We start from the raw sequence: 13,632 nt of genomic DNA on the forward strand, positions 1-13,632 counted from the left end.
TCTTAACAAAATTTAAGGTTGATTAACACTTTGAGCCACTGCATCATGCAGTCTCTTACAAAACAACTTCTGTTGGAGCGTGTCGTGAAACCGAAGTCCGATCGGTAAGTAAACCAGATGAATAGCAGTAAAGTATTTTCTAAAAGGTTTTAAACGTTGAAAGTCTTTTTCAGTTGTCAATATGATTTTGTTGCTACTCGTCGAACTGTGGTATGATTTTACAATTTTATTAATATCAGATTCGTTAAAGGAATGGTGATCTCCAAAGGAAATGTGTTGGATAACATTTGCTTGTTTTTGGAGATAATCTACTAAAGGTTCTGGTTTGGCAATACCAGTAACCAAAATAATGTCTTTGCCTTTAATATCGACTACACTTCCCTTACTATCGATAGGTTCAAGATAGTCAATATAGCTAAATACGATTAATGCTTCTTTGTTATAATACCTGATTTTCTTCTCTATTTGTCTTTTGTCTTCGGTCGGCAGTTCAATTGGACATTTCGTAATGGCTATGATCTGCGCTCGTTTTGCCTCAACAAGCAAATCTCTAAAATTTCCTGTGGGAAATACGAGCATAGGATATGAAAACGATAGAAAATCAAATAATAATATATTGAAGAGCGGTGATAATTTTCGATGCTGATACGCATCGTCCAATATAACGAGTTGATGAGTGGACTCAAGTTTTTCAATTCCGGTGCAACGATCCTCACAAACCGCAACTGTAATATCTGGAAATTTATTTTTGAATTGTAAGGGCTCATCGCCGACATCCATGGCCACTGAATCCGTCTGTACGAGATAAAAACCTTTTGTACGACGTCCATATCCTCGGCTGAGAATAGCTGTTTTATAGTGACTCTTAAGGATAGAAACCACAAATTCAGTCATTGGGCTTTTCCCTGTTCCCCCTACGGCAAGATTTCCTATAACAACAGTTGGAATATTGAAAGAGCGCGACACAAGCAGCTTATGATCATATAATCTATTTCTTATCCAGACTACCACGGTATAGATCATCGTAAAAGGAAATAATAGATATCGTAATAAGGTTATCATTTTGGAACAACGGTTAGCCCTACATCTGTAATTTCTTTCAACGGATTCTGTTTCATGTGCTGTTCGATAGCAATAGTATAAGTTCCTGTATCCGGAAATAGGTAATCTGTATGGATGACGGATTGATTATTGTACAAGCTGCCGGAAGATTTTCCTATCCATTTTCCATCAGCATTGGCCATTTTTATTTCTTTACGAAAAGTGTATTGCTTTTTATCTGGACCTAGTTGATAAATAAGTACAAAAAGATTGGAATAGGCATATTCTGGCGTATGACGGACATCCATCAATACATCATATCGTTTATTTTTGTCGGCGATATGAAATTGAAAACTGGGCAATGATGTATTTAGCCAAGCTTTATTACCAATAGGTTTATTTTCATTTATAACAAACGGTTGGTCACAAGAATACCCTATGCCAATACATAACAAACCAAGGAGGAGAGGAGTGCGTTTGAGTTTCATGTCTATTTATATAAAAGAATATGCCTAATGGGTTAAAATTAGGCATATTCTTTTATTCTGCTTTCGGTGTATTATTGTTATTACTGCCTTTGTTTTTATTCCGATGACGATTGAAACGCTTTTTGGGCCTATTATTAGCCCCTTCTTTGCTGTCTTTATTCGCGATTGGGCTAACGGCATCGCTTGCTACCTGAGGTTTACCACTTTGTTTTGATGTACTCTGTTCGGGTTTTTCAGCTTTTTGTCCAGTCTTATTTTCAGGTTTACCGGTATTGCTTTTGGATTTTCTCTTTTTCTTTCTTTTATTTCGATCATCAAGTCGGGTTAAGCTATCCTGTCCGACTACATTCTCGTAATCGTGCTTGATATTTTTTTCTTCTTTGATTTCATCAGTATCCATTACACTTGAAATTGCTTCCGGTTTAATGCCCTGCTTATTCATTTCTACAAATTCTCTGACTTGTTGAACGGGTAATGCAATCCAATTTTCTGCTCCAGGAAAAGAGAACCACATCAGTTTTTTGAAGATATCAGTTTTTTGAAGATATGCGACTCCTTTTAGCGTTTCGATGCGGTCTATGTTATTAGGAATATCCTTAAGTGCATCCATATAGCTATCCAATTCATAATTGAGGCAACATTTTAATTTTCCGCATTGTCCTGCTAGCTTCAATGTATTCAGGGATAAGTTTTGATAACGTGCAGCCGATGTGGATACCGTTTTGAAATCTGTTAGCCAGGTTGAACAGCAGAGTTCACGTCCGCATGAACCAATACCACCAAGGCGACTGGCTTCTTGTCGCATACCGATCTGGCGCATTTCAATGCGTATCCTAAACGCTTCAGCCATTTTTTTAATGAGCTCGCGGAAATCTACACGACCCTCAGCAGTATAATAGAAGGTAGCCTTCGTTTTATCCCCCTGATAATCGACATCGGATATTTTCATCGATAAACCCAAATCCAGCGCGAGTTTGCGCGCCTTGTGCATGGTTTCCCATTCGAGATCTTTTGCCGCGTTATACTTCTCAACATCAACCTCATTAGGCTTCCGATAGATTTTTTTTGTCACCATCTCAGGGGTAACATTATTCTTTTTGAGCTGTAGTCTAACCAATTCACCCGTTAAGGAGACATGGCCGACATCATAGCCCCCTGTAGAGGGCTCAACAACAACCATCTCACCCATTTCAAGGTAGATATTGTCTACATTAATAAAGAAATCTTTTCGCGATCCCTTAAATCGTACTTCGACGATATTAAATGGTTTATAGTTTGAAGGCATATCCATATCGGAAAGCCAGTCATATACATCTAATTTATTACATCCGCTAGTCATGCAAGAGCCATTGTTCTGACATCCTGCCGGTGTACCATTTACCGTGGTAGTACCGCAACCTCCGCCGGATGAGCAACTGCCACATCCCATAGTTTTCTATATTATATATTGAGTTCCTTTCGGAAACGTTTTGTACTTGTATATTAATGTTAACTGCAAAGATAAATCTAAAAATAATATTTTGGGATTTGCATTTCTTTCTATAAAATAATGTGTTTCCTCCAATAGATTTATAGTTGCTTCAATTTGTTCAAGGGTATAATGTACGGCAAATTTCTGAACAAAATCCAGTTCTTTCGCCGGTAAGAATACGAGATTGGAAAGCCCCTCTTTGATCAATATGATTTGACGCATCATACTGATTGCATAAAAAAGAAAGCTTTTTTGGTTTTCTCGACCAATTTTTGATAGCTCTTCTTCCACCAAGGAAATCATATTGGTCCCAGCATCCGAGACGATAAAACGAAGCCAGTTTACTAAAATACCAAAATGATTATTAGTTTGCGCGTGCAATAGGTTCATTGCTTCCTGAAGATTTCCATCTGCAATAAAAGCAATTTCTGCTGCCTCTTGATCTGAAAGCTGATGTACATTCTTTAGATGCAGCGTGACCTCACTATGATCTAATTTTTTAATCTTGACCAATTGTGTGCGCGATATGATTGTATTTAATATTTTGTCCTGATTTTCTGCAACGAGGATAAAGAGCGTCTTTTCGGGTGGTTCTTCGATCAGCTTCAATAAGGCATTGCCTTGCGTATCGAGGTATTCAGGAAGCCACATAATTAAAACCTTATAATCAGCTTCAAAAGATTTGAGACTTAACTTCTTGATAATAGCATGAGCTTCGGCAATATTGATATTGACTTGTTTGTTGTCTGCATCCAATCGGCTGCGCCAATACTCCAATCCCATGTATGGATTGGATAAAAAGGATTTTCTCCACTTGTCTGCATAATCCGTTGCTGTGTCTTCCTTGTGTTTGGCTATAAAAGGGTACGACATATGTAGATCGGGATGGATCAGCTTGTTATATTTTCTACAAGAGGGGCATTCGCCACAACTATCGGTTTCCTGTCGATTTTCGCAATTTAAAAACTGCGCATACGCATAGGCTAAAGCAAGACTGCCCGAACCTTCGGGACCAAGAAATAATTGCGCATGACTCACACGATTTTCCTTAACCGTGCGAACTAAATGTTCTTTGATGTCTTTATGCCCAATGATCTCTTTAAACTGCATACAATACCGCTATTATACAAATGTAATAAATATTGTGATTTATCCGGCCGAATTTGCTTTCTATCCTTGTGTTGCTGTGCTTATTGATTGAAATACAAATGCTTATTTGAGCCACTGAAATCTGTTGATGTGGAAAGAAAGCAGCCTATAAAACTGAAAAATATTGATTAATTTGTGTATTATTGCACATAATAATTAGTATTCAGGAAATGAGATTCATTGTATCAACATCAATTTTATTAAAGCAGTTACAAGCTATCAATGGCGCGTCCAGTACAAGTACTGTTTTGCCTATCTTGGAAAACTTTCTTTTTGAAATAAAAGACAATAACTTGACTATTTCGGCTACAGATCTGCAAACAAGTATGGTTACTTCTTTACAGATCGAAGCAAAAGAAGAAGGAAGAGTAGCCATGCCTTCGAAGATATTGATTGAGACATTAAAAACCTTGCCGGATCAACCTGTTGCATTTTCAGTAGACATGAATACTTTGGCTATTGAGATCAGTGCGGGTGATGGAAAATATAAATTGAGTGGAGAAAATGCGGACGATTTTCCTAAAATTCCTTCCATCGATAATGGTTCGGTTATTCAGATGCCAGCACCGATCTTGTCAGAAGCTATCAGTAAAACGATCTTTGCCGTCAGTAACGACGAATTGAGACCAGCTATGTCTGGTGTATTGGTGCAATTGGCAGAAAAAAATGTCACGTTTGTTTCTACTGATGCGCATAAATTGGTGCGTTACTCGAGAACGGATATTGGTGCTGAGAAGCCTGCGTCCCTTATTTTACCGAAAAAGGCACTTTCATTGCTTAAATCGTCACTACCATCCGATGATGTTACCGTATCGATAGAATATAATCAAACCAATGCGTTCTTTAGCTTTGGCAATATTAATTTGATCTGTCGTTTAATCGATGAACGTTATCCAGATTATGCAGCTGTGATTCCTCAAGTTAATCCTAACAAATTGACCGTAGATCGATTATTGTTTTTAAATACCTTAAGACGCGTGGTGATTTTTGCTAATAAAACCACACATCAGGTGCGCTTGAAGATCTCGGGAAGTGAATTGCATATATCAGCAGAAGATTTAGATTTTTCTAACGAAGCGCATGAACGTTTATCCTGTCAATTTGAAGGTGACGATATGGAAATTGGTTTTAATGCCAAGTTCCTCGTCGAGATGTTAAATAACCTGGAGAGTGAAGAAGTTGTTTTGGAAATGAGTACGCCAAATCGTGCTGGTTTATTGATTCCAGCAGTATCGGAAGATCATGAAGATATTTTGATGTTGGTGATGCCGGTTATGTTAAACAACGCTTAATTTTTATCACGGTTTGGAACTAATTACGCATCTCATTGATTTTATTCTCCATATCGACAAACATCTGGTAGAAATAGTCAATGATTATCAGACTTGGACCTACCTTATTCTGTTTCTTATTATTTTCGTGGAAACGGGTGTGGTTGTGATGCCTTTTTTGCCAGGAGATTCTTTATTATTTGCTGCGGGTATGCTAGCCGCACAGCCAAATGATCTCAATGTATGGCTGATGATTTTTATCTTGTTAGTAGCTGCAGTTTCGGGTGATTCCCTGAATTATTCTATCGGAAAGCATTTTGGTATGCGCCTAACAAAATTTAAACTCTTCGGTAAGCAAGTTGTCAAAGACGAGCAGATTGCCAAAACCCATTCTTTTTATGAGAAATATGGTAGTAAAACTATCGTTATTGCGCGTTTTGTACCCATTGTTCGCACGCTAGCTCCTTTCGTTGGTGGTATTGGAAAGATGAATTATGGTACCTTCATCACTTATAACGTTGTAGGAGCGGTATTGTGGGTAGGTGGTATAACGCTTGCTGGATTTTTTTTGGGAAATATTCCTATTATACGCGAAAACTTCTCGAAGGTGGTGTTGATCATTATTTTTTTATCTGTATTGCCCATAATCTTTGAGCTAATAAAAGAAAAAATCAAATCAAAAAAAGGAGTCTTATAAGACTCCTTTTTTTATATATGGAAAATGGAAATCGTTTCACAATTCATAGATGTCATATTGCATATTGATCAGCATCTTTTGCAGCTGATCAATAGTTATGAAAATTGGACCTACCTGATTTTATTTTTAATCATCTTTGCAGAGACAGGATTGGTGGTTACCCCATTTCTACCCGGAGATTCTGTTTTATTTGCTCTGGGAGCTATAGTCGCTCGTCCAGATTGTCATATCGCTCTGTTGTTGATTATTTTGATCCTAATTCTTGCTGCTATTTCCGGGGATTTTGTGAATTATGAAATCGGTAAATATGTTGGAATGAAGGTTTTTAAACCAGGATCGAAGATATTCAGACCTTCTTATCTTCAAAAAACACAAAATTTCTATGCTAAGCACGGAACGAGGACCATCATTTATGCCCGATTTGTACCCGTTGTCAGAACTTTTGCACCATTTGTAGCAGGTATTGGCAGAATGTCCTACAAAACCTTTGGTAAATACAATATTTTAGGCGGCGCATTATGGGTATTAGTTTTTACGCTTTCAGGTTATTATTTTGGGCAGATCCCATTTTTCAAGCATAATTTTTCGCTAGTTATTTTGGCCGTTATTTTTATGAGCTTATTACCCATGCTTGTACAGTTTTTATCGGCTAAAAATTCAGAAAAAGATTAAACGTTGCATACTAAATATCGTCTTTTAAGGTTAAAGGGTAAGTACGAATTATTGTTACTTGAGAAGTACTAAGGTTGATTGCCGAGCAATCGTTTTAAAAAAGCTTTTGAGTAAACGAGGCAAATAAAATCGGCAGTATACTCGTATTTACCATTGAAGGGGCATTTTTTTCTGTATGATTGATCCATGCTCGCATCTAAATGTGGGAATGTGAATGATCTGGTTATTGCTTTATACAAGAAAGTTGTGCAGCACGAGCTTATAAAAATAACTATTTAGGTATGAATTATTTGGTTTTAGCATTTACCATTTTTTTTACACAGTTCGCTTTAGCACAGCGTGTTGTTGTCGATCACCATCAAGCGCGGGAGGCCTATGAACTATTGAACAACATTCGTACAAATCCAGAGAAGTATACGAAAGAACTGAACCTTTTTAATTTGCAGAAGATAAAACGGACTAAACTCAATTGGAATAAACAGTTGGCAGAGGTTGCAGTTTATCGCGCAAAAGATATGGCCAAGCGTTCGTATTTTGACCACGTATCGCCGGAGGGCTACGGACCTAATTATTTCATAGAAGAGGCCGGTTATAAACTTAATCCCGAATGGTTATTAAAACGAAGCGCAAACAATTTTGAATCAATTGCTGCCAATCGAGCGAGCGCTACAGCTGCGGTTAAAGCTTTGATTATAGGAAAAGAGTCTCCGGGCTATCACCACCGTACCCATTTATTGGGTATGGATCAGTGGAATGCTTCTTTATATGATATTGGAATTGGTTATGTCGAATGCAAAGGGGCAAAGCCCTATGAAAGTTACTTAGTCGTTATCATTGCTAAACACGATTGGTAAATAAGACGAGCCTTAATTTAGGGAGTATCAGCAATTAATCCCTTTAGGGTATTCAATTTTTACTGAAAAGTCATACCTTTGCATATGATAAAATCCATGACAGGATATGGCACTGCATCTGCCGATAACGGTATAGTCAAATATAGTGTCGAAATAAAGTCCTTAAATTCAAAATTTCTTGAATTAAATCTTCGCTTGCCCAAAATCGTTTCGGACAAGGAATTGACCCTGCGTACTGAATGTAGTAAACTTATTGAGCGAGGTAAAGTGAACCTGACTGTGATGGTTGAATACACGGATCAAACCGCTAAAGCTTCTTCCATTAATGCTGATTTACTCAAAAAATACTATAGTCAGTTGCAGCAAATTGCTGTGGAACTCAATGATACGAATGTCAATCTGTTTGAACTTGCATTAAATATGCCGGAGGTAATTACCAACAATGATGATTCGGTCGATGATGAAGAGGCTAAAGTATTGATGGATGCTTTTTATGATGCCGTCAAACGCTTCAATACCTTCCGTGAGGATGAGGGAAATGTACTAGCCGGAGACCTGAAAAAGCGCGCGGAGCTAATCTTAGCTTATCTTGCCGAAGTAGAATTGTTGGAAGTTGAGCGTATACCTTTGATCAGACAGCGTATCGAGCAATTTTTGAATGATACCATTGGCAAAGAAAATGTTGATCAAAATAGATTCGAACAGGAACTGGTGTACTACATCGACAAATTGGATGTGACCGAAGAAAAAGTTAGACTGCGTTCCCATTGCAACTACTTTCTAAAAGCGTTTGATTCAGCCGATTCAAACGGAAAAAAATTAGGTTTTATTTCACAAGAAATGGGTCGGGAAATCAATACCCTTGGTTCTAAAGCCAATCATGCCGGCATTCAGCAGATTGTGGTCAGAATGAAAGAAGAATTGGAAAAAATAAAAGAGCAATTGCTCAACGTATTGTAAGAATGAGCGGTAAATTAATTATTTTCTCAGCACCATCGGGAGCTGGAAAAACAACAATAGTAAGAGATCTTTTAAGTAAACATGGTGATAAGATTGAGTTTTCCATTTCAGCAAGTACCCGTGACCCAAGAGGACAGGAAGTGAATGGAAAAGATTACTATTTTATGTCCAAAGAAGAATTTTTACATAAAGTAGCGAAGCAAGAATTCATTGAATTTGAAGAAGTATATTCAGGAACATTTTATGGCACTTTGCGTTCGGAAATAGAACGCATTTGGAAAGAAGGTAAACATGTTATTTTTGATATCGATGTTGTTGGTGGATTACGTTTAAAATCAAAATTTCCTGAACAGGCGATTTCTATTTTCGTCCAACCGCCGTCACTGGAGGTTCTTAAAGAACGTTTGACAGGACGTGGAACGGATTCCGAGGATAAATTAAAAGAACGCTTTGCTAAGGCCGAATTGGAACTTACCTATGCCAATAAATTTGATGTTATCTTAAAGAATTTTGATTTAGCTACAGCCTGTTCCGAAGCTGAAGATATTGTAATGGAATTTATCAATAAATAAATTCATGCGAAAGATTGGTTTGTTCTTCGGATCTTTTAATCCAGTGCACATAGGGCATTTGATTATAGCCAATTATATGGCCAATTTTACTGGATTGGACGAAGTTTGGTTTGTCGTCTCTCCACAGAATCCATTTAAAAAGAAATCTACCTTGGCAGATCCCTACGATCGATTAGAAATGTTAAATCTAGCGTTGGAAGATTGTGACCATCTGCGGGTCTGTGATGTTGAGTTCCATTTACCAATACCGTCCTATACAATTGATACATTGACACATCTTAAAGAAAAATATCCAAACAGGGAATTTGTATTGCTCATGGGACAAGATAATTTGGATTCTTTAGCAAAGTGGAAGAATGCAGATATTATCTTGCGTGATTATCAGATTTATGTTTATCCAAGGCCTGGGTACGATACTGAAAAATTTAAAGACCACCCAGCTATCACACTGACGGATACACCATTAATGGAATTGTCATCTACTTTTTTACGAAGAGCCATTAAAGAAAATAAAAATATTCAATTTTTTACACCCCAAAAGGTGATTGAGTTTATCGATAAAAAAGGTTTATATTCTTAATATATAAACGTATACATTAAATATACTATCCCCAGATTTCATTAAATCTGGGGCTTTTTTTTATCTAGAATGGGATCATTGTAATTACGGTAGGTGGAGCCATAACCTAGCAGATAATAGCATATAAAAGGAATAGTTTTTGTAGCGATAATTTCTTTATTTTTAAAATACAACAAATCATACGTTATGAAAAGGGGACTTTTATTTTTTATTTCTTTCCTGTGTTGGATGAATGGTTCTGCGCAAACGGCTCAAGAGGATGAAAATGGCCTTTATATGGATCCTGCTGCGATTGAAATGCGTAGTAAAATGACCATACCACCCTATGGTCTGACCAAAGTAAAAGCATTAATTGCCAAGATTATTCCTGAGGAAGATAACGAAACAACCGATGCCAGTATAAATGCAATTCCAGCAACAGATTTCAGCGGATTATCACTGCGCGAAAAGTTTACCTATACCATGATTCATGCAGAACTATATGCGCAGAATTGCGCTATACCTGAATATCAGACTCAAGTTGACAAAAAAATATTTGGAACATTATTGGACGGTTTTAATGAAACTTCCTGGTCTCAAAGACAGACTGATTTTTTAAATGAAAATAGGGATTCCGTAATGAAGCTTATCCAGGAATCTGTGCTCCGGAGCAAACGAATGGGAGTAAATTATAAGCATGCACTAGTGGAGATCAATGCTTGGGAAATGATTCCTTTTATTATTGATTATGCCAAGAAAACACCAAAAGATAAAGATGCGTTGACGTTGCTGATGTTACTCATGAAGCGTGGCAAATATCAGGAATTTACAACGTCTACTTCTTTTAAAAAGCTATATGGTGAAAATAGCAACTATTACGCTTATCTAAACTATAATAAAGAAAATGAGGCCTTGATCTTTAAACGGGCCCTGAATTATTACAACTATAGAAAAGGTAAATAAGCGATTCGGTTTTAAAAATCGCAGTATGATGAATAGGGTCAAATAAGAGGTATAGTATAGAAGCCGTGAAAGTGTATTATAACCAATGCTAATGATTATGAAAAAGCTGTTCTATGTGATTGGTTTGTTTTTTTTATATCTCCGTTGTGAAGCGCAAGCTGGAAAATATATCCAAATTCCAGCAGGAAATTATCATTTGGGTGAAGTAAGCAGTATAGAGAATCCCAAAAGGGTTGTACATATTGATTCCTTTTGGATTTCGGAGTTTGAGCTGACGAACGCTGAATTTGAGAAATTTATTCTGGCAACAGGTTATAAGACCTTAGCAGAACGCTATCACAATGCCATGGTCTTTGAGCCTGGCTTGCCAGAGTTTCGTTGGCTACCCGACAGCACGGCTTATTGGCGCTTTCCCAACGGTATAAGTCGCGGCGGAATCGAAACCAAAATGGATCACCCTGTTACCTGTATCTCCTATAAAGATGTGCTGGCCTATTGTACATGGGCGGATTGCAGATTGCCCTCTTTTGACGAATGGGAGGTGGCGGCTAGGGCAGGAAGCGAAGGCCCCTATTTCGACGGTTTCACTAAGGAGAATATGGCCGATTATGCCAATGTTTGGCATGGAAAAGATCATTTGAAAGCCGATTATTCCGATGGTTATCTTTATACTTCACCTGTTGGAAAATTCAAACCCAATCCATGGGGGCTTTATGATATCTTCGGAAATGTCTTTGAGTTTTGCACCGGAAGGCTTGAAAGAGATGGCAACCGTTCTGTTGCCCATGCCCGCGGAGGCTCTTGGTGGTGTAGTAAAAATAGCTGTGCAGCTTTCAATAGCGTTTATATAGGTTCTGTACATCCAAATGCATCGTTTAGCAATCTGGGATTTAGAACTGTAAAAAACTCTCATGATTCCTTTGGATCAAAAACGGGCATGAAAGTTCTTGATGGCCTTTGAAAACTGACACTTTTGAAAAAAAAGTCTTTATCTTGAGAGATAAAGACTTTTAAAGCAAACTAATCCACTATGGATTGATCATTTATCTCCCCATCCAACCACCATCTACGGTAAGAATGGTTCCATGGACATAGTCGGAAGCTCTGGAAGCAAGGAATACTGCCGGTCCTTTGAAATCTTCGGGTGTTCCCCAGCGGCCTGCAGGGATACGACTCAAAATGGACCTCGAACGTTCGGGATCTTCTCTAAGGGCCTCGGTATTGTCCGTAGCAATATAGCCTGGAGCAAATCCGTTTACATTGACACCTTTGGATGCCCACTCATTAGCAAAAGCCTTTACCATAGATCCTATGGCACCTTTCGAGGCCGCATATCCTGGAACATTAATGCCTCCTTGGAACGTTAATAAAGACGCTGTAAATATGATCTTTCCAGTTCCACGTGAAATCATATCCTTCCCAATTTCACGGGTTAATATAAATTGCGCATTTTGATTGATTTCAATGATTTCATCCCAGTATTCATCCGGATGTTCAGCGGCTGGTTTTCGGAGTATATTTCCAGCATTGTTACACAGAATATCGATCGTTGGATGGTCTGATTTTACTTTCTCAATAAAGCTGTAAAGCGCTGTCCGCTTAGAAAAATCGCACTGATAGGCATAGAAATTTTTGCCCAATGCTTTTACGGATTTTTCTACAGCCGAGCCTTCAATTTCTAACGACGCTGAGACTCCAATAATATCTGCTCCGGCTTCAGCCAATGCCTCGGCCATTGCCTTGCCAATTCCCCTCTTGCAGCCAGTCACCAAGGCTACTTTTCCACTCAAGTCAAAAGATTGCAGTATGGACATTATTTTGAATATTTTATTGTTAATGGTTGATCTAAATTATTTCTGAATGTTTTGACATAGGACTGCCACTGGTCAAAATTGGTTATTTTACTAGCTTTGTTGAAAGCAGCACCTGCAAAATAAACAAGGGGTTTATTGTTTTTGACCGTTGTGGCTAGTAAAAATTGTTTCGGGCTATCCTTAAATACATACTTTACATCTGGAAGAATAACAGCAGTGCCTGTAATCTTGTCTCCTTCGGCAGGCTCCCAATACGCTAAAATCCCATTTTTTTCATCGTTTAAAACTTGAGGTTTTTCTTCTTTTCTCTTAGCGATTCCCACCACAACTGGAGTGGAACCCGACGTGGTGTTTTTGACCGAATAGCTTATTTTATTCAATTGGCTGCCAGCGTCTAAAGAAATCGTTTTTTCAACTTGTAATTGCTGGCCTTTTACACGTTCAGGCTCATGAATAAGTTTGAATGTGGTGCGTAAAGGACCATTATCTAATACCTCGTACTGGCGATAATGTTTATGGTATACGACCTCTTCGCCAAAGAATGGTGTCGCGTCGCCAACCCCTAAAGTTTGTCCAACGGAATAATAGTCCAAGCCTTTTCCGTGATCAGCATGATAATCGCCGGTTTTATACCATTCGTCAATAACAAGATCATTGGTCCGCTTTGCCCAAAAATCAAAACCTTGTGCATCTTCGGAGCTGCCCTCTAGAGCCTTTCCATAGGCTCTGAATGCTGCAATGTCATTTTCCCATGCAAAATCATCCTTCCTTTCGGGGATATATCTCGCGTAGGTTTTGGATTCAAATGCGGTGGGCTTATTGCCATTCACGCCAAATGTCAATGAACTTTTGGGTGGGATGGCGATCTGGATCAATACGTTTTGAGCTGTGGTCTTTCCTAATTTTTCAAGCTGATAAGCTAATTCTTTTTGATCCTTATCGACAATTGTAAACACACCACCCTTTAGATCGAAATGTTTTTCGAAGGTTGCATAGGGAATACTGACCAGCTCCATTCTAGTGCTAGCACTGGGGTTGCTTACGGTAATTGTTTTGTTATTCTGCGATAAGGCAATCGTTGAGAGCCCAAGCGCTAAACTTAATACGAATAATTTTTTCAT

The 13,632-nt window shown here is 38.2% G+C and carries 15 protein-coding genes; 9 read left to right on the plus strand and 6 right to left on the minus strand.

Translation table 11 applies throughout. From position 1 onward, the window contains the following. Positions 1-12: 12 nt before the first annotated feature. Genes lpxK through B2107_RS12165 form a run of 4 tightly spaced genes read right to left on the minus strand, consistent with a single transcriptional unit; the run spans position 13 to position 4,110 of the window. Complete coding sequence (gene lpxK, locus B2107_RS12150) at positions 13-1,062, minus strand: tetraacyldisaccharide 4'-kinase (protein ID WP_293955891.1); 1,050 nt, start codon at positions 1,060-1,062, stop codon at positions 13-15. Beyond that, positions 1,059-1,529: a gliding motility lipoprotein GldH gene (locus B2107_RS12155; RefSeq protein ID WP_293955892.1), complete on the minus strand. Its 471-nt coding sequence runs from the start codon at positions 1,527-1,529 to the stop codon at positions 1,059-1,061. Before B2107_RS12155 ends, lpxK begins: the two co-directional genes overlap by 4 nt. Positions 1,530-1,581: 52 nt before the next feature. Then, on the minus strand, positions 1,582-2,958 hold the full coding sequence (locus B2107_RS12160) for a PSP1 domain-containing protein (protein WP_293955893.1): 1,377 nt from the start codon (positions 2,956-2,958) through the stop codon (positions 1,582-1,584). A 6-nt stretch (positions 2,959-2,964) separates the two neighbouring features. Continuing rightward, a complete protein-coding gene (locus tag B2107_RS12165) occupies positions 2,965-4,110 on the minus strand; it encodes an ATP-binding protein (protein ID WP_293955895.1) in 1,146 nt (381 codons plus the stop codon). Positions 4,111-4,319: 209 nt separating this feature from the next. On the opposite strand from B2107_RS12165, the gene dnaN reads away from it, so the two are divergent. From dnaN to B2107_RS12210, 9 genes are all read left to right on the plus strand, one after another. Further along, positions 4,320-5,441 carry a DNA polymerase III subunit beta gene (gene dnaN, locus B2107_RS12170; protein WP_088159749.1) on the plus strand — a complete coding sequence of 374 codons (1,122 nt, stop codon included), beginning with the start codon at positions 4,320-4,322 and terminating at the stop codon, positions 5,439-5,441. 13 nt (positions 5,442-5,454) lie between these two features. After that, the gene (locus B2107_RS12175; RefSeq protein ID WP_293955896.1) at positions 5,455-6,117 is read left to right on the plus strand and encodes a DedA family protein; all 663 of its coding nucleotides are present in this window, start codon (positions 5,455-5,457) and stop codon (positions 6,115-6,117) included. Positions 6,118-6,141: 24 nt separating this feature from the next. Next, positions 6,142-6,789 (plus strand): DedA family protein, encoded by a 648-nt coding sequence (locus B2107_RS12180; protein WP_293955897.1) that lies wholly within the window; start codon positions 6,142-6,144, stop codon positions 6,787-6,789. Between the two features lie 281 nt (positions 6,790-7,070). Beyond that, positions 7,071-7,643 (plus strand): CAP domain-containing protein, encoded by a 573-nt coding sequence (locus tag B2107_RS12185; RefSeq protein ID WP_293955899.1) that lies wholly within the window; start codon positions 7,071-7,073, stop codon positions 7,641-7,643. A gap of 84 nt (positions 7,644-7,727) precedes the next feature. Beyond that, complete coding sequence (locus B2107_RS12190) at positions 7,728-8,603, plus strand: YicC/YloC family endoribonuclease (RefSeq protein ID WP_293955900.1); 876 nt, start codon at positions 7,728-7,730, stop codon at positions 8,601-8,603. A gap of 2 nt (positions 8,604-8,605) precedes the next feature. Continuing rightward, positions 8,606-9,175 (plus strand): guanylate kinase, encoded by a 570-nt coding sequence (gmk, locus tag B2107_RS12195; RefSeq protein ID WP_293955901.1) that lies wholly within the window; start codon positions 8,606-8,608, stop codon positions 9,173-9,175. Between the two features lie 4 nt (positions 9,176-9,179). Then, positions 9,180-9,755 carry a nicotinate (nicotinamide) nucleotide adenylyltransferase gene (nadD, locus tag B2107_RS12200; RefSeq protein ID WP_209576976.1) on the plus strand — a complete coding sequence of 192 codons (576 nt, stop codon included), beginning with the start codon at positions 9,180-9,182 and terminating at the stop codon, positions 9,753-9,755. Positions 9,756-9,941: 186 nt separating this feature from the next. Beyond that, a complete protein-coding gene (locus tag B2107_RS12205; protein ID WP_293955902.1) occupies positions 9,942-10,697 on the plus strand; it encodes a hypothetical protein in 756 nt (251 codons plus the stop codon). Positions 10,698-10,794: 97 nt separating this feature from the next. Then, positions 10,795-11,658 carry an SUMF1/EgtB/PvdO family nonheme iron enzyme gene (locus tag B2107_RS12210; RefSeq protein ID WP_293955903.1) on the plus strand — a complete coding sequence of 288 codons (864 nt, stop codon included), beginning with the start codon at positions 10,795-10,797 and terminating at the stop codon, positions 11,656-11,658. Between the two features lie 82 nt (positions 11,659-11,740). On the opposite strand, the gene B2107_RS12215 is transcribed toward B2107_RS12210, so the two are convergent. Further along, on the minus strand, positions 11,741-12,505 hold the full coding sequence (locus B2107_RS12215) for an SDR family oxidoreductase (protein WP_293955989.1): 765 nt from the start codon (positions 12,503-12,505) through the stop codon (positions 11,741-11,743). Between the two features lie 5 nt (positions 12,506-12,510). Then, positions 12,511-13,632 (minus strand): DUF4861 family protein, encoded by a 1,122-nt coding sequence (locus B2107_RS12220; protein WP_293955904.1) that lies wholly within the window; start codon positions 13,630-13,632, stop codon positions 12,511-12,513.

Source organism: Sphingobacterium sp. UBA7855 (assembly GCA_002500745.1).
GTDB lineage: Bacteria > Bacteroidota > Bacteroidia > Sphingobacteriales > Sphingobacteriaceae > Sphingobacterium.